Source organism: Rhodanobacter sp. AS-Z3, from assembly GCF_029224025.1.
Taxonomy (GTDB): domain Bacteria; phylum Pseudomonadota; class Gammaproteobacteria; order Xanthomonadales; family Rhodanobacteraceae; genus Rhodanobacter.
Genome location: NZ_CP119392.1, coordinates 587,103 through 603,617 on the forward strand (window position 1 = coordinate 587,103; position 16,515 = coordinate 603,617).

Genomic DNA, 16,515 nt, shown 5'->3' on the forward strand with positions numbered 1-16,515 from the left:
GAGCATCACGCCGGGCGACGGGGAAACAGGATGCGTGTCACTTGGCAAGGGATCTGCCTGTGGGCAGGGGTGTTAATGTTTTGCATGCCGATTTGCCACGCGCAATCGGCAGTCACGCCGGAACACGAATACAAGAAACTGATCCGGGTCAGCGAAGACATCCAGCCACTGGGCCAAAACCCGTTCGGCGAAAGCGTCAGCCTGTACAACGGCAATCTGTCGTTCGAGCAGACCGACGTGAGCCTCGCCGGCAACGGACCGATGCTGCAGCTGTCCCGTTCATTTCAGCCCAAAGATAGCAGCGAGGCAGGAGCAGTTGATGGTGGCTTTGCCGACTGGAACGTCGAGCTGCCGCGCATTACTACGATGGCATCCAGTTTCTGGAGAGTCAGCGGCCCCAGCCCACGTTCGCGCTGCAGCCAGTTCGGCCCGCCACCGGTTATCGCTGGCACTCAGGGTAGTGCCGACTGGGATCCGGTGACGTGGTGGAACGGCTACCAATTGGTGGTGCCAGGGCAGGGTAGTCAGGATCTGCTCAAGCGGGCGCCGAAAAACACCTTGTCGCCGACCATGGGCGGTACGGTGTTTCCGATCGTGACCACACACAACTGGATGATCAGCTGCGGCGTGGCCTCGGATGACCAAACCAGCGATCCCGGTGGCGAGGGCTTCATGGCGGTCGCGCCAGACGGCACGCGCTACTGGTTCACCCACCTGGTCTACCGCTGGGCGCCGAGCATGAATCGGTCGATCAGCTCCGGCCCGCAAGGCCTACGGTCGATGGGTGTCCACCCCAATGTGGCTGTCGATGGCTTCCTCATCCGCAGGCAGGCCTCGATGCTGGTCAGCCGTATCGAGGACCGTTTTGGCAACAGCTTGACGTATTCCTACAGCGGCGCGCAGCTCACGGCCATCACCGCCAGCGACGGGCGCCAGTTGAGCGTGAGCTATGTGAGTGGTACCGACCGGATCGGTTCCGTCAGCGTGGTGCCGGCCAGCGGGCCGGCGCGCACTTGGAATTATCAATACAACACGGCGTTACTTCCGCTGCTGACTCAGGTCACCCTGCCCGATGGCAGCCATTGGTCGTACAACCTGGGCGGCTTGCGCGCCGGCACCATAGTTGAAGGTCAAGGTGATTGCGACACGGCGGCTTCGGTTTCAACCAATACACCCAGCGGCAGCATGGTCCACCCCTCCGGGTTGACCGGTTCCTTCCAGATCAAACCGGTCGTGCGCGGACGCTCCTACGTTGCACGGCAATGCAAGATGACGGCGGACGGCAGCAGTTACGCATCCATACCGCGCGTCTATTACGCCTTTGCCCTATCCCAGAAGACCTTCAGCGGCGCCGGCCTGCCCAGCCAAACCTGGAACTACAGCTACTCGCCGGCCAACGCCAGCTGGCTGCAAGACTGTCGCGGCGGCTGCGTCAGCACGGTGTGGACCGACGTGGTCGATCCGTTGGGCCACGCCGTACGCAGCACCTTCAGCAACCGCTTTGATGAAACCGAAGGCCAGTTGCAGCGCACTGACTCTTACAGCGGTGCGGTGGGCAGCAGCGTGCTGCGTTCCGAAGCCAATGTCTACGCCGCGTCCACTAACGGAGCGTGGCCGAGCCTGTACGGCGACAACCTGCAGTGGCGGATGAATCTGGCCATTGTGGAGCAGGTGGCACCGCTCAACCAACGCACCATCACCCAGGACGGCAACACATTCACCTGGCAAGCGCAGGCCTTCAACGCCTTCACGCAAGTCACCCAAACCGCGCGCTCCAACAACGTTGGACAACCGACGCTGACCGAACAGACCAGCTACCTCAACGACCTGCCGCACTGGGTGCTGGGCCTGCCCACGCAGACCAAGAACATCACCAGCAACGAGGTCGTCGACCAGTACATCTACAACTTGGCCAACGTAACGTTGTCGTCGCGTGCCCGTTTTGGGCAGCCGTTGATGAGCTACACCTTCAACAGCGCCGGCCAACTGGCGAGCTTCACCGACGGCAAAGGTCGTACTACGAGCCTGAGCAACTACTACCGTGGCATTCCGCAAACGATCGGTTATCCAGACACGACCCACGAAACGCTGGTGGTGGATGACTTCGGCCAGATCAGCAGCCTGACTGATCAGGCTGGTCACACCACCAACTACAGCTACGACCCCATTGGTCGCATCAGTGGGATCAGTTATCCCACCGGCGACGAAATGGCATGGGCGCCGGAGGCGTTCACTTACACCTTTGTTACCAGCGCCGAGCGGGGTCTGCCGGCCAATCACTGGAAGCGCACCACCACGACCGGCAGCGCCAACGCGGTGACTTACTTCGACGCGATGCTGCGCCCGGTGTTGAGTGACAGCGCCATCGGTAGCACCGTGCAAGCCAGCACCGCAGTCACCTACGACTCGAAGGGACAAAAGGTGTTCGCCTCGTACCCCAGTGCGACCGCTCAGACCTTTACGTTGACTCCTGCGAGTCCCGGCAGCCACACCACCTACGATGCACTGGGGCGCGCCATTCAGGTGCAGCAAACTTCCGAGCTGGGCACGCTGACCAGCAGCACGGCCTATCTCTCCGGTGCGCGTCAACAAGTCACCGATCCCAAGGGCAATGTCACCACCACCCGTTTCCAGGTGTTCGACGAGCCGTCCTACAACGCCGTCATCCAGGTGCAGGCGCCGGCGGGGATTACCCAAACCATCGCCCGCGATATCTATGGCAACCCGCTCTCGATCACGCAGTCCGGTCTGTATGGTACTGAGTCGGATAGCGTGACCAAGACACTGATCTACGACAGCTATCACCGCGTGTGCCGCACCACCGAGCCGGAAAGCGGCAGCGAAATCGTGCATTACGACGCCGCCAACAATCTGGACTGGAGTGCGTCCGGCCTGACCATCAGTCCCACCGACATCACGTGCGCACAGGGACAGGTTGCCACCGCCGCGCAGACGGCACGTACCTACGATGCGATGAATCGTGTCACCACGATCCAGCCGCCTTCGGGCACGCAGAGCACCAGCTACGGCTACGACGCGGTCGGTCGGCTCACCAGTGCCGTCTCGGGGATCAGCAACTGGAGCGGCACCTACAACTACCGCGGCATGCTGACCGGCGAGAGCCTGCAGCTGGTCGGCCAGAACGCCTGGGGCATCGGCTATGCGCACGACGCCAATGGCAGCCTCAGCCTGATCCACTACCCCGACGGCGAGAACGTCAGCTACGCGCCCGATGCGCTGGGCCGGCCTACGCAAGCGGGCAGTTATGCGAGCGGTATCAGCTACTTTCCCAATGGGCAAGTAGCGCAGTTCACCTACGGCAACGGCACCAGCTACGTGGCCGAACAAAACGCGCGTCAGTTGCTCAGCAACTTCAGCTATGGGTCCGGTAGCACCGTGCAGTTGAGCGAAGACCTGGCCTACGATGCCAACGGCAACATCAGCACGGTGAGCGACCTGGCCGGTGGGCCGCGCAACAAGAGCTTTGGCTACGACGCACTAAACCGGTTGACCAGCGCCACGGCGGCAGGTCTGTGGGGTACCCAAGCGTTTACCTACGACGCCATCAACAACCTGCGCACACTGCAGACTGGTGCACAGCTCTCGACCTATGCCTACGACATCAGCAACAAGCTGACGAGCATCAGCAGCGGCGGCAGCACGGTCGCTAGTTATCTCTACGACACCCGCGGCAACGTCATCGGCAAAAATGGAACCACGCTGGTGTACGACCAAAAGAATCAGTTGACCCAGATCGCTGGCAGCGGCGCCTATGCCTACGATGCATCGGGACGGCGGGTTTCGAAGACGGCAGGTGGCGTCACGACGTACTACTTCTACAGTCAGGCTGGGCAGTTGATGTACCAGTGGGCGCCGAGCCTGGCGCAAAGCACCGACTTCATCTATCTCGGCAGCAAGATGATCGGCGACAACGAAAGCGTGGTGCTAGGCGCGCCGGCCACGATCGGTTTCGATGCCAATCCGAACAACGGCAGCTATACGGTGAGCTGGGGCGCGGTAGCTGGAGCCAGCAGCTATCTGCTGCAGGAGCGAGCCAACGGCGGTGCGTGGACCACGGTCTACAGCGGCAGTGCAAGCAGTACTACCCTCAGCGCTCGTGCCGGCGGGAGCTACGTGTACCAGGTGGAAGGCTGTATCGGCGCCACCTGTGGTGCGTTCACCAGCTCAGCCACGCTGGGCGTAAGGCCGGCGGTACCGACGGTGAGCGTGCCGACTGGCACGATCAACGGCACCTTTACGGTGAGCTGGACAGCGCCCGTCAGCACGACGGGCTACACCGTGCAGGAGAGCTTCAACGGCGGCGCGTGGAATACGATTGCCAGTAACACCACAGCCACCTCGATCAGCCGTCCGGGTACTACCAGCGGCAGCTATACCTACCAGGTCGCCGCCGCCAACGGGTATGGCAATCGCGGCTGGGCGGCGTCCAGGGCGGTCACCGTCGACATCACCTATGGCGTGCTGCCGACGACGCCTGCTGCATTGAGCGTTCCTGCCAGCAGCAACAACGGCAACGCCTCAGTGAGCTGGAGCGCCGCGACGCTGGCAACGCGTTACGTAGTGCAGCAAAGCAGCAACGGTGGCACCAGTTGGGCTGGCATCTACAACGGTGCGGGAACCAGCACCGCCGTCTCCGGCTTAACTGATGGTAGTTACCTGTTCCAGGTGCAAGCGTGCAACACCTATGGATGCAGCGGCTGGAAAGCGGGCAGTGCCACATTGGTGGTGACGACTCCGCCGACCACGGCACCCACGGTAAGCGCGCCTGCCAGCAGCAGCAACGGTAGTTATACCGTCAGCTGGAGCGGCGTATCCGGCTCGGTGAGCTACACCCTGCAGGAGCAGATCAACGGCGGTGGCTGGAGCACGGTGCAGACCAATGCCCTGACCAGCTGGAGCACCAGTGGTCGAGGCAACGGCACCTATGGCTATCGGGTGCAAGCGTGCAACGTGGGTGGCTGTGGGCCGTGGAGCGCGACCGGCACCACAACGGTGCTCTTGCCGCCCGCCGCACCAACCAGCATCAGCGTGCCGGCCACTAGCAGCGGCAGCATCGCGGTCAGCTGGGCGGCCAGCGCCACGACAACGACCTACGGTTTGGATCAGAGTGTCAATGGTGGCGCGTGGGCGCAGGTCTATGCGAACAGTGCTACCAGCACCAGCCTGACAGTGAGCGTCTCCGGTAGCTACAGCTATCGTGCCTCTGCCTGCAATGCGAGCGGTTGCAATGGCGATGCCGTCAGTAGCGCCGTAGTGGTAACGATTCCGCCCGGCAGCGCGCCGAGTATTAGCGTGCCGGCAAGCAGCGGCACCGGCAGCTTCAGCGTGAGCTGGGGTGGCGTAAGCGGAGCGACCAGTTATACCTTGCAGGAGAGCGTCAACGGCGGCGGATGGAGCACGGTACAGGCAAGCGGCGCTATTAGTTGGGGCACCAACGGTAGGGGCAACGGCAGCTACGGCTATCGGGTGCAAGCGTGCAACGTGGGTGGCTGTGGGCCGTGGAGCGCGACCGGCACCACAACGGTGCTCTTGCCGCCCGCCGCACCAACCAGCATCAGCGTGCCGGCCACCAGCAGCGGCACCATCGCGATCAGCTGGGCGGCTAGTGCGACGACGACCACCTACGCCCTTGATCAGAGCGTCAATGGCGGTGCATGGGTGCAGGTCTACGCGAACAGCGCCACCAGTACCAGCCTGAACGTGGGCGTGTCTGGCACCTACAGCTATCGTGCCTCTGCCTGCAATGCGAGCGGTTGCAATGGCTATGCGGTCAGTAGCGCCGTAGGGGTAACGATTCCGCCCGGCAGCCCGCCGAGTATTAGCGTGCCAGCAAGCAGCAGCACCGGCAGCTTCAGCGTGAGCTGGGGTAGTGTAAGTGGAGCGACCAGTTATACCTTGCAGGAGAGCGTCAACGGCGGCGGCTGGAGCACGGTGCAGGCAAGCGGCGCTATTAGCTGGGGCACCAGCGGCCGGGGCAATGGCAGCTACGGGTATCGGGTACAGGCGTGCAATAGCGGTGGCTGTGGAGCATGGAGCGCGACAGGCACGACCGCTGTGGCTTTGGTTCCGGCTTCACCCAGCGCGCCGACCTTGAACGTCACGGGCCCTTCCAGCAAGCCGGTAGTGACTGCAAACTGGGCGGGCGTGGCGGGTGCGACCAGTTACGTGGTGGAGGAGACAGACCCGGATGGCACTATCAGCACGTTCTACAGCGGACCCAACACCACGGCCCGAATGCTGATATTCCAGACTGGGTCGGTGAAATTCCGAACGCAGGCCTGCAATACTGCGGGTTGCTCGACCTTCAGCGGCTACAGCTTTGTCACGTTGCATTCGGGCAATGCGAATCTGTTGAAGCAGCAGCCGGTGAGCGCCAGCTCGGTACAGGGAGGTGTCCAGTGAACACGCTCATCCGCATATTCAGTGTGCTGGTCTTGTGGCTGCTGGTCAGCCTCGCGCATGCAGGGACCCGCCACTACTACTACACCGACCCGCAGGGGACGCCGCTGGCCAAAGCGGATGCTAGTGGCACAATCATCGCTACCTACGACTACGCGCCGTACGGGGTGGCGGTGGCGAGCATGAGTCCGGCACCGAATGGGCCGGGGTATACGGGGCATGTGAATGATCCGGATACTGGGTTTGTGTATATGCAGGCGCGCTATTACGATCCCGCCACCGGGCGCTTCCTCAGCGTTGATCCGGTGACGCCGACTGCTGGCGCTCTGTTTGGCTTCAATCGGTACGACTACGCCAACAACAACCCGATCAATCACACGGATCCGGATGGTCGTAGTACTTGTGCGAATGCGAGTTGCACATTGTCAAGAATAGACAGCGTTGTGCCGAGAGCAAATTCTCAGCCTCCTCCGGTCAATGGATCACAAGGAATCAGCTCTTCATCTGCAGTTGGGCGAAATGTATCTGCCGGATATGCCGTCAACATAACTTTTCAAAACGACAATCCGCATGGCGCTAGTCCGGATCAGCCAATTTCCACCGCAACTGCAAATACAGTTGAGAGCACAATTACAGCGTCCGGTGTGCAATCTGTGAACATTAATAGTTCAACTGGCGGTGCGCATGCAGTCCACAGCTTGCATGCGCAGGGTCGTGCAGTGGACATAGACCGAGTGGATGGGCAGCGGGTAGGTCGCGGAAACGCTGGTGCGGCCGATCTTCAACGCGCTGCGCATCAAAATGGCGACGTCAGAGAGAACTTTGGGCCGACAATGATGGAAAGGAGAAATGTTACTGATGGGAGTACTACTCATGTCGCCAATCAAGCCCTCACGAACGAGCATCGAACACATATTCATGTTGGGGGAGAAGACTAATATGCGCAAATTAGTGTTCGTTCTGGTCGCGATATTTGTCTCCCCGAGTGCTTTTCCGGCTGACCTTCAACTTCGATTATCAAATAGCTCGCGTTTAGAGGTGGTGGGGTCCTTTACGTCGCGGGAACTTTGGAACGTAACCGCGCCGTCATCTGTTACGAACGGGAATGCTATCGTGGATTCTCGAGTATTTGACGCCGAAGCTAGGCCTTCAGACGGCAAATGGCGTGGCTGTGCGATCGTAATGGTAGGAACAGGTGACCTTGGCGTGCGGCCTGTTGCATTTCGGGTATGGACAACAGACCGTTGTGAGCTGTCTGTGACCTCTGTGAAAACAAGTCCGCGCACTGGCTCAGAATTCAGAATGAAACTAAACGAGCGCGAAACTGCAGAGATTTTCGTTAATGCCAGTCTTGATGTCAGCGTTAACGGGAAGGTGATAGGTCGCATCAGCGAATAATACGTAGGCACAAAGGTAGGGCACAAAGGGAACGGAGGGCGAGCCAAAGGGGTCAGAGACATTATCCGACGAGTAGTGGTGAAGCTTGGTTCGGGCTGTGAGAATGAAGCCCAAGTGCGCACCGAATACCGTCCCGACACGGTAAAATGGAACTCGCTATCACGCGGCTCGTTTTTCCCTAGCCGCTGGGAAATAGCGCACCCCTCACCGTGGAAATAGGCCCTGCCATGACCGACGCTGAACATGCCGACCTGCTGCGTCGAGCCGCCCTGGAAAACGCCATCGCGAAGCTCGGGGTCAGGTCTAGCATCGTTGCATTGGACAGGGACGATCCGAGACGTGGAAAGTTAAATCACTTCCTGTGATCGTCGCGCCAGACACGCCCCGCCGCGAGCGCTTCCTCGCACGAAGCGAAGGTCTCACTGGGTCCGCTGGTGATATTGCCATCCTGCGTCCACAGCTCCCAGCGACCGTCACGCCGCCAGCTCGGCACGGCGGCGTAACCCTGAGCTTCCAGCGCCGGCACGATGGCATCGACCTCGGGCCGCAGCGTGAGCTGTCCGTTCCATATCAGCGGCGTGCCGCAGCGTCCCGCGCGATGGCTGGTCATGGCGTTCTCTCCTGATCGTAAGTCCCGCCCATCCTGACAGCATGCAACGGATGCCGGCGATGGTTGATGCCGTGCTGCTCTTGCGCCATGGCCCGCGATGACAAAAGCCGCAGAACCGCCGCAGAGCATCGGCACGAAGATCCACAAAGCAGCCGCAGAACAGCCGCAAAGCATCGGCACGCGCCGCAGAGCAGCCGCAGAACCACGATTCCACCACAACCGGCATCGTCCGAGAACGTGCCGTGAAATAATCGGGCATCTGCGGCTCCGGAATTGTCGTTGAATCGTGGCGAGTCGTGCGCGAAGTGCGGGCAAGATAGGTGATGTAGGCCTACATTTGAAAATGTTGGCCACCATCACGTGCCTTATTCGCGCCGGTGGCGCTCAACGGAATCTTGTCCTGCGGAGCGGGCCGGCTGCCGCCGACAGGGGCGGATGATCAGCCGGGATCGTCGACCGGGCGGTGATAGATATCGAGCATGTCTTTTATCACCGCGGAGGCGTCGTCCGGTACGGGGTTGGCGAGCACCTCGGCGAAGGCGCGGGCGGTCACGCTCATGTGATACCAGCGCTTGCGAAAGACCGTCGGCCCGAGGCTTTTGCGCGCCTTCGCGGCGCACAGCGTGAGCACCAGGAAGGCGAGCGTGTGCTCGGGAACGTCAGGCACTTGCTCACGCAGTTGCCGGAAGAGGTCGCCGGTGGCGCCGAGCGCATGGGTTAGCGCATCGGTACCTTGGTAGGGATCGTGCGGATCAGGCATGGGGATCGTCCTGTGCAAAAGGACCGGGCGAGAACGCCCGGTGTGTAATGTCTTTTAGAAAAACAAAAACCCACCGCTCAGGCTGCCGTGGGCATCCTGTGCGATGGGTCGGTGCGATCGTCGGCAACGCGCCGGATCGTTATCGTTTTAGCCGCTACGAATGCATGGCGGCGAGTTGCTTGGTGCGGTTCTTGACGATCAGGCCATCGAGCACCGCCTGCACCACGTGCAGCTCGTCCGCCGGCAGGTTGGAGACGGCTTCAAACAAGAGCGCCAGACGTGCGTTATGCGGGCCACGTTCGTTGGGATCGAAAACCAGCTCATCGAGCGACACGTGCAACGCCAGCGCGATCTTCTTCAAACCATCGAGCGACGGCTGGGCGTTACCGGCTTCGTACCGGCGCACCTGATTGACGTGCAGCCCGGCCAGATCGGCAAGGTCGTTCTGGGTCAGGTTCTGGAACTTGCGCAGGCGCACCAGGTTGGCGGCAATGCTCATGCAGAAATGTCGTAAGGGGATGGTGTGCATGAGGCTAACCCTGGGTTCTGAGTAGGTTTGACAAACCTACCCTAGTGGGTATCACAATACAACCCTGAAAGGGTATTGACACCCATCCCAACAAGGTAGGTTTATGGCACGCATCCCCGAGAGCGAGATCGAGCGGCTAAAAGCGACGGTGGCGGTGCAGCGGCTGGTGGAGGCGCGCGGTATCGAGCTGGTGCGGCAAGGGGCAGACTGGCTCGGCCGCTGCCCGTTCCACGCTGACAAGACGCCGTCGCTGGTGGTGTCGCCCGCGAAGAACCTGTGGCACTGCTCAGGCGCATGCCAGATCGGTGGCGGTCCGATCGACTGGGTGATGAAGGCCGAGGGCGTGAGCTTCCGCCATGCGGTGGAACTGCTGCGCGAAGGGATGCCGGCGGTGTCGGCGAGCGATCGCGTCGTGCGTGTCTCGACGGTGCCGAAGCTGCCCGCTCCGGTGTCACCGGATGCAGATGATCGCGAGCTGCTGCGTCAGGTGATCGACTACTACCACGACACCTTGCAGCACAGCCCCGAAGCGCTCGCGTATCTGCAGTCACGCGGCCTGAATCACCCCGAGCTGATCGAGCGCTTCCGCTTGGGCTTTGCCAATCGCACGCTGGGCCTGCGCCTGCCGGAAAAGAACCGCAAGGCCGGTGCAGAAATCCGCACGCGCCTGCAGGCGCTGGGTCTGGTGCGCGACTCCGGCCACGAACACTTCAACGGCTCGCTGGTCATCCCGATCCTGGACGACCACGGCGACGTGACGGAAATTTACGGCCGCAAGATCACCACGCACCTGCGTCCCGGCACGCCGCTGCACCTGTACCTGCCCGGTCCGCATGCGGGCGTGTGGAACCGCGAAGGCTTGGCCGGTGCTGCGGAAGTGATCGTGTGCGAGGCGCTGATCGACGCGATGACCTTCTGGTGTGCGGGCTATCGGAACGTCACCGCCGCCTACGGCGTGGAAGGCTTCACCGCCGATCATTTAGCGGCCCTGCAGCAGACCGGCACCGAGCGCGTGCTGATCGCCTATGACCGCGATGCCGCTGGTGACGCCGCCGCTGCAAAGCTGGCCAAGCAGCTGATGGCGATCGGCATCGCGTGTTACCGCATCCAGTTTCCCAAAGGCATGGATGCCAATGCGTACGCCCAGCACGTGCAACCGGCCACGAAATCGCTTGGCCTGGTGATCCGTCAGGCGGTGTGGCTGGGCGAGGGTCTGGCACCGAGCCGATCGCGTGAGCCGGCGATGATCGCGGCCGATCCGTCGCCGATCGTGCCGGTACCGATCGCGCCGGCATCGGTCACTCCCTTTTTAGCCGCTGCCGTTGACGTGCTGCCCGTGCCGCCCGAAGCCTCCCCGCCCGACGTGCCGCCGGCCGGGGTGCCGACCCCGGCGCCACCGGCGTGTCCGCCGGCGGTCACCGAGATCAGCGAGACGGAAGTCGTGATGACCTTCGCCGCACGTCGTTATCGGGTGCGCGGTCTGGCCCGCAACCTCAGCCCGGACACCTTGAAGGTGAATCTGATGGTGACGCAGGGCGAGACGTTTTACGTGGACACGCTGGACCTCTACAACGCCCGCGTCCGCACCGGCTACGCTGCACAGGCAGCGCTCGCGCTGGACGTGAGCGACGGCGTGATGCACGCCGATATGGGCCGGGTGTTGCGCGAGCTCGAAGCGGTGCAGGATGCAGCGATCCGTCAGGCGCTGGAACCGGACGTGCCGGCGTCGGTGGCCCTGAGCGAGGACGATCACACCGCCGCACTCGCGCTGCTGACCGCCCCGGACGTGCTGGAACAGATCCTCGCGGACTTCGCCGCCTGCGGTGTGGTGGGCGAACGCACCAATCTGCTGATCGGTTATCTGGCGGCGGTCTCGCGCAAGCTGCGCGCACCGTTGGCGGTGGTGGTGCAAAGCACCTCGGCGGCCGGCAAGTCGGCGCTGATGGAAGCGGTGCTGGCCTTCGTGCCGGAGGAAGAGCGCCTGCGTTACTCGGCGATGACCGGGCAGAGCCTGTATTACCTGGGCCAGACCCAGCTCAAGCACAAGATCCTGGCCATCGCCGAGGAAGAAGGCGTGCGCCGGGCCGCGTATGCCTTGAAGCTGCTGCAGTCCGAAGGCGAGCTGACGATCGCCAGCACCGGCAAAGATCCGACCACCGGCAATCTGATCACGCAGGAGTACCGGGTCGAAGGCCCGGTGATGATCTTCCTGACCACCACCGCGATCGAGATCGACGAGGAACTGTTGAACCGTTGCCTCGTGCTGACGGTGGACGAGGGGCGCGAGCAGACGCAGGCGATCCATCGCCGCCAGCGCACCCGGCGCACGCTCGATGGGCTGCTGGCCAGCGAAGAGCGCGAGCACTGCTGCACCCGGCAGCAGAACGCACAGCGCCTGTTGCGTCCGCTGGCCGTGGTCAATCCCTACGCTGACCAGCTGACCTTCATGGACGACCGCACGCGCACCCGCCGCGATCACGAAAAGTACCTCACCCTGATCGACACGATCGCGCTGCTGCATCAGTACCAGCGCCCGATCCTCACCACCACGCACCGCGGCACCACGATCGAGTACATCGAGGTGACGCGCGAGGACATCGCGCAGGCCAATGCACTGGCGCACGACCTGCTCGGTCGCAGTCTCGATGAACTGCCGCCGCAGACGCGCCGCCTGCTGCAGGCGTTGTGCGCGATAGTGGAAAACCGCCGGCAGGCCGAGGCGATCCCGCGCAGTGAGCTGCGCTTCAGCCGGCGCGACGTGCGCGAGGCCACCGCGTGGGGCGACACGCAGCTGCGCGTGCACCTGGAACGACTGGTGACGCTGGAATACCTGCTCGTGCACCGTGGCCAGCGCGGCCAGAGTTTTGTTTACGAGCTGCGTTATGACGGCGACGGCACGGCAGCGGCACACCTGTCCGGCCTGATCGACGTGGCTACGATGACGACCTCGCGGGGGTCTGATAGTGAGAACGCGGGGCCATCGCGGCCGGGTCGCGGCATCAACGCGGCCCCTCCGCGTGCGCCTGAAACCCCCGCCAACCCGCAGCGGTCCACGCCTGCCGCGCTTCCGCCCACGGCGCCGCGTCCCACGCACGTCATCGGCCCCCACGGTGGAGCGGTGTCGTACCCGTCCGCTGCACGCCACGCCTGAGCATGGCCGGCAAACGCACCGAACAGTTGCAGCGGCTGCTGGCTCCGGCCGCGCCCGAGGCGCTGGCCACGTGGATACAGCGCTATCTGGAAACCCTGCAGACCCAGCACCGCAGCGTGGCCGACCAGCGCACCCGGCGCAGCCGTCTGGCGCACTTCCATGCGTGGTGCCTGGATCAGGAGCTGACGACGCCGGCCCAGGTCACGCACATGACGATGGAGCGCTTCCAGCGGCACCTGTTCCTGTACCGCAAGGCCAACGGCGCACCGATCGCGATCAACGGGCAGCGCGTGGCGCTGTTTACCATCGAGATGTTCTTCCGCTGGCTGGTCCGTCATCAAGTGGTGACGTCCAACCCGGTGGCCGACCTGGAACTGCCCAAACGCACCGACGACCTGCGCGAACCGTTGACGCTGGCCGAGGTGGCCACGGTGCTGGCCTTGCCGAATCTGGCCACGCCGGAAGGGCTGCGTGATCGGGTGGTGCTGGAGGTGCTGTATGCCACCGGCCTGCGCCGTGCCGAGGTGACCCATCTGGCGGTGAGTGACCTGGATCGTGAGCGTGGCACGCTGCACGTGCGTCTGGGCAAGGGCCGTAAGGATCGCTTCGTGCCGGTAGGCGAGCGGGCGCTGGCGTGGATCGCCAAGTACGAACGCGAGGCCCGTCCGGTGTTGCTGGCCGAGCCGGGCGAACGCCGGTTGTTCCTGAATCAGTACGGCCAGCCGCTATCGCCCGATGGCCTGAGCTGGCGTGTGCGCGATTACTTCCGCCAGGCCGGCATCGAGAAGCGCGGTGCCTGTCATCTGTTCCGGCACACGATGGCCACCGCGATGCTGGACAACGGCGCCGACATCCGCCACATCCAGGAAATCCTCGGGCACGGGCAGATCACCAGCACCCAGCGCTATACGCACGTGTCGATCGCCCGGCTCAAAGCGGTGCATACCGCCACCCATCCGGCGGCCCGACTGCACCGCGACCTGGACGACCCGCAAGACTGATCCCAAGGAACCGCAGACAGCGCGGCCGCATCGCGCTAAGGTGCTTCCGTGCGCGCAGGTGCGCGAGGCCAAAGGGGTATCCATAGGAAAACGGCGACGGTAGGGCGAGGGCACGTCGGGTCAGAGTGTTGCGCGCTATTACGATCCCGCCACCGGGCGCTTCCTCAGCGTTGATCCGGTGACGCCGACTGCTGGCGCTCTGTTTGGCTTCAATCGGTACGACTACGCCAACAACAACCCGATCAATCACACGGATCCGGATGGTCGTAGTACTTGTGCGAATGCGAGTTGCACATTGTCAAGAATAGACAGCGTTGTGCCGAGAGCAAATTCTCAGCCTCCTCCGGTCAATGGATCACAAGGAATCAGCTCTTCATCTGCAGTTGGGCGAAATGTATCTGCCGGATATGCCGTCAACATAACTTTTCAAAACGACAATCCGCATGGCGCTAGTCCGGATCAGCCAATTTCCACCGCAACTGCAAATACAGTTGAGAGCACAATTACAGCGTCCGGTGTGCAATCTGTGAACATTAATAGTTCAACTGGCGGTGCGCATGCAGTCCACAGCTTGCATGCGCAGGGTCGTGCAGTGGACATAGACCGAGTGGATGGGCAGCGGGTAGGTCGCGGAAACGCTGGTGCGGCCGATCTTCAACGCGCTGCGCATCAAAATGGCGACGTCAGAGAGAACTTTGGGCCGACAATGATGGAAAGGAGAAATGTTACTGATGGGAGTACTACTCATGTCGCCAATCAAGCCCTCACGAACGAGCATCGAACACATATTCATGTTGGGGGAGAAGACTAATATGCGCAAATTAGTGTTCGTTCTGGTCGCGATATTTGTCTCCCCGAGTGCTTTTCCGGCTGACCTTCAACTTCGATTATCAAATAGCTCGCGTTTAGAGGTGGTGGGGTCCTTTACGTCGCGGGAACTTTGGAACGTAACCGCGCCGTCATCTGTTACGAACGGGAATGCTATCGTGGATTCTCGAGTATTTGACGCCGAAGCTAGGCCTTCAGACGGCAAATGGCGTGGCTGTGCGATCGTAATGGTAGGAACAGGTGACCTTGGCGTGCGGCCTGTTGCATTTCGGGTATGGACAACAGACCGTTGTGAGCTGTCTGTGACCTCTGTGAAAACAAGTCCGCGCACTGGCTCAGAATTCAGAATGAAACTAAACGAGCGCGAAACTGCAGAGATTTTCGTTAATGCCAGTCTTGATGTCAGCGTTAACGGGAAGGTGATAGGTCGCATCAGCGAATAATACGTAGGCACAAAGGTAGGGCACAAAGGGAACGGAGGGCGAGCCAAAGGGGTCAGAGACATTATCCGACGAGTAGTGGTGAAGCTTGGTTCGGGCTGTGAGAATGAAGCCCAAGTGCGCACCGAATACCGTCCCGACACGGTAAAATGGAACTCGCTATCACGCGGCTCGTTTTTCCCTAGCCGCTGGGAAATAGCGCACCCCTCACCGTGGAAATAGGCCCTGCCATGACCGACGCTGAACATGCCGACCTGCTGCGTCGAGCCGCCCTGGAAAACGCCATCGCGAAGCTCGGGGTCAGGTCTAGCATCGTTGCATTGGACAGGGACGATCCGAGACGTGGAAAGTTAAATCACTTCCTGTGATCGTCGCGCCAGACACGCCCCGCCGCGAGCGCTTCCTCGCACGAAGCGAAGGTCTCACTGGGTCCGCTGGTGATATTGCCATCCTGCGTCCACAGCTCCCAGCGACCGTCACGCCGCCAGCTCGGCACGGCGGCGTAACCCTGAGCTTCCAGCGCCGGCACGATGGCATCGACCTCGGGCCGCAGCGTGAGCTGTCCGTTCCATATCAGCGGCGTGCCGCAGCGTCCCGCGCGATGGCTGGTCATGGCGTTCTCTCCTGATCGTAAGTCCCGCCCATCCTGACAGCATGCAACGGATGCCGGCGATGGTTGATGCCGTGCTGCTCTTGCGCCATGGCCCGCGATGACAAAAGCCGCAGAACCGCCGCAGAGCATCGGCACGAAGATCCACAAAGCAGCCGCAGAACAGCCGCAAAGCATCGGCACGCGCCGCAGAGCAGCCGCAGAACCACGATTCCACCACAACCGGCATCGTCCGAGAACGTGCCGTGAAATAATCGGGCATCTGCGGCTCCGGAATTGTCGTTGAATCGTGGCGAGTCGTGCGCGAAGTGCGGGCAAGATAGGTGATGTAGGCCTACATTTGAAAATGTTGGCCACCATCACGTGCCTTATTCGCGCCGGTGGCGCTCAACGGAATCTTGTCCTGCGGAGCGGGCCGGCTGCCGCCGACAGGGGCGGATGATCAGCCGGGATCGTCGACCGGGCGGTGATAGATATCGAGCATGTCTTTTATCACCGCGGAGGCGTCGTCCGGTACGGGGTTGGCGAGCACCTCGGCGAAGGCGCGGGCGGTCACGCTCATGTGATACCAGCGCTTGCGAAAGACCGTCGGCCCGAGGCTTTTGCGCGCCTTCGCGGCGCACAGCGTGAGCACCAGGAAGGCGAGCGTGTGCTCGGGAACGTCAGGCACTTGCTCACGCAGTTGCCGGAAGAGGTCGCCGGTGGCGCCGAGCGCATGGGTTAGCGCATCGGTACCTTGGTAGGGATCGTGCGGATCAGGCATGGGGA

Annotated in this window: 10 protein-coding genes and 1 pseudogene; 5 read left to right on the plus strand and 6 right to left on the minus strand. The window is 62.1% G+C overall.

Annotated features, from left to right (window positions below; genetic code table 11):
- Window positions 1-84 precede the first annotated feature (84 nt).
- Window positions 85-6,423: a hypothetical protein gene (locus PY254_RS02535; RefSeq protein ID WP_281013915.1), complete on the plus strand. Its 6,339-nt coding sequence runs from the start codon at window positions 85-87 to the stop codon at window positions 6,421-6,423.
- Window positions 6,420-7,358 carry an RHS repeat-associated core domain-containing protein gene (locus PY254_RS02540; RefSeq protein ID WP_281013916.1) on the plus strand — a complete coding sequence of 313 codons (939 nt, stop codon included), beginning with the start codon at window positions 6,420-6,422 and terminating at the stop codon, window positions 7,356-7,358. Before PY254_RS02535 ends, PY254_RS02540 begins: the two co-directional genes overlap by 4 nt.
- Window positions 7,359-8,170: 812 nt before the next feature.
- On the opposite strand, the gene PY254_RS02545 is transcribed toward PY254_RS02540, so the two are convergent.
- The 3 genes from PY254_RS02545 to PY254_RS02555 form a co-directional block, all read right to left on the minus strand.
- A complete protein-coding gene (locus PY254_RS02545) occupies window positions 8,171-8,428 on the minus strand; it encodes a hypothetical protein (RefSeq protein WP_281013917.1) in 258 nt (85 codons plus the stop codon).
- A 439-nt stretch (window positions 8,429-8,867) separates the two neighbouring features.
- Complete coding sequence (locus PY254_RS02550) at window positions 8,868-9,188, minus strand: hypothetical protein (protein WP_281013918.1); 321 nt, start codon at window positions 9,186-9,188, stop codon at window positions 8,868-8,870.
- 154 nt (window positions 9,189-9,342) lie between these two features.
- A complete protein-coding gene (locus PY254_RS02555) occupies window positions 9,343-9,717 on the minus strand; it encodes a helix-turn-helix domain-containing protein (protein WP_281013919.1) in 375 nt (124 codons plus the stop codon).
- A gap of 103 nt (window positions 9,718-9,820) precedes the next feature.
- Between PY254_RS02555 and PY254_RS02560 the strand changes: the two genes are divergently transcribed.
- The 3 genes and pseudogenes from PY254_RS02560 to PY254_RS02570 form a co-directional block, all read left to right on the plus strand.
- A complete protein-coding gene (locus tag PY254_RS02560) occupies window positions 9,821-12,868 on the plus strand; it encodes a CHC2 zinc finger domain-containing protein (protein WP_281013920.1) in 3,048 nt (1,015 codons plus the stop codon).
- A gap of 2 nt (window positions 12,869-12,870) precedes the next feature.
- Complete coding sequence (gene xerC, locus PY254_RS02565) at window positions 12,871-13,869, plus strand: site-specific tyrosine recombinase XerC (RefSeq protein ID WP_281013921.1); 999 nt, start codon at window positions 12,871-12,873, stop codon at window positions 13,867-13,869.
- 142 nt (window positions 13,870-14,011) lie between these two features.
- A pseudogene (locus PY254_RS02570) lies at window positions 14,012-14,122 on the plus strand (RHS repeat-associated core domain-containing protein); the annotation flags it as partial.
- A 288-nt stretch (window positions 14,123-14,410) separates the two neighbouring features.
- Here the strand turns inward: PY254_RS02570 and PY254_RS02575 are convergent.
- From PY254_RS02575 to PY254_RS02585, 3 genes are all read right to left on the minus strand, one after another.
- The gene (locus PY254_RS02575) at window positions 14,411-14,617 is read right to left on the minus strand and encodes a hypothetical protein (RefSeq protein ID WP_281013922.1); all 207 of its coding nucleotides are present in this window, start codon (window positions 14,615-14,617) and stop codon (window positions 14,411-14,413) included.
- 875 nt (window positions 14,618-15,492) lie between these two features.
- On the minus strand, window positions 15,493-15,750 hold the full coding sequence (locus tag PY254_RS02580; RefSeq protein WP_281013917.1) for a hypothetical protein: 258 nt from the start codon (window positions 15,748-15,750) through the stop codon (window positions 15,493-15,495).
- A gap of 439 nt (window positions 15,751-16,189) precedes the next feature.
- A complete protein-coding gene (locus PY254_RS02585; protein WP_281013918.1) occupies window positions 16,190-16,510 on the minus strand; it encodes a hypothetical protein in 321 nt (106 codons plus the stop codon).
- Between the last annotated feature and the right edge of the window lie 5 nt (window positions 16,511-16,515).

Excerpts from the sequence above, each read along its gene's own strand:
- PY254_RS02585 (WP_281013918.1), bottom strand. The coding sequence starts at position 16,510 with ATGCCTGATCCGCACGATCCCTACCAAGGTACCGATGCGCTAACCCAT.
- PY254_RS02545 (WP_281013917.1), bottom strand. The coding sequence starts at position 8,428 with ATGACCAGCCATCGCGCGGGACGCTGCGGCACGCCGCTGATATGGAAC.
- PY254_RS02550 (WP_281013918.1), bottom strand. The coding sequence starts at position 9,188 with ATGCCTGATCCGCACGATCCCTACCAAGGTACCGATGCGCTAACCCAT.
- PY254_RS02575 (WP_281013922.1), bottom strand. The coding sequence starts at position 14,617 with ATGAGTAGTACTCCCATCAGTAACATTTCTCCTTTCCATCATTGTCGG.
- PY254_RS02560 (WP_281013920.1), top strand. The coding sequence starts at position 9,821 with ATGGCACGCATCCCCGAGAGCGAGATCGAGCGGCTAAAAGCGACGGTG.
- xerC (WP_281013921.1), top strand. The coding sequence starts at position 12,871 with ATGGCCGGCAAACGCACCGAACAGTTGCAGCGGCTGCTGGCTCCGGCC.
- PY254_RS02580 (WP_281013917.1), bottom strand. The coding sequence starts at position 15,750 with ATGACCAGCCATCGCGCGGGACGCTGCGGCACGCCGCTGATATGGAAC.
- PY254_RS02535 (WP_281013915.1), top strand. The coding sequence starts at position 85 with ATGCCGATTTGCCACGCGCAATCGGCAGTCACGCCGGAACACGAATAC.
- PY254_RS02555 (WP_281013919.1), bottom strand. The coding sequence starts at position 9,717 with ATGCACACCATCCCCTTACGACATTTCTGCATGAGCATTGCCGCCAAC.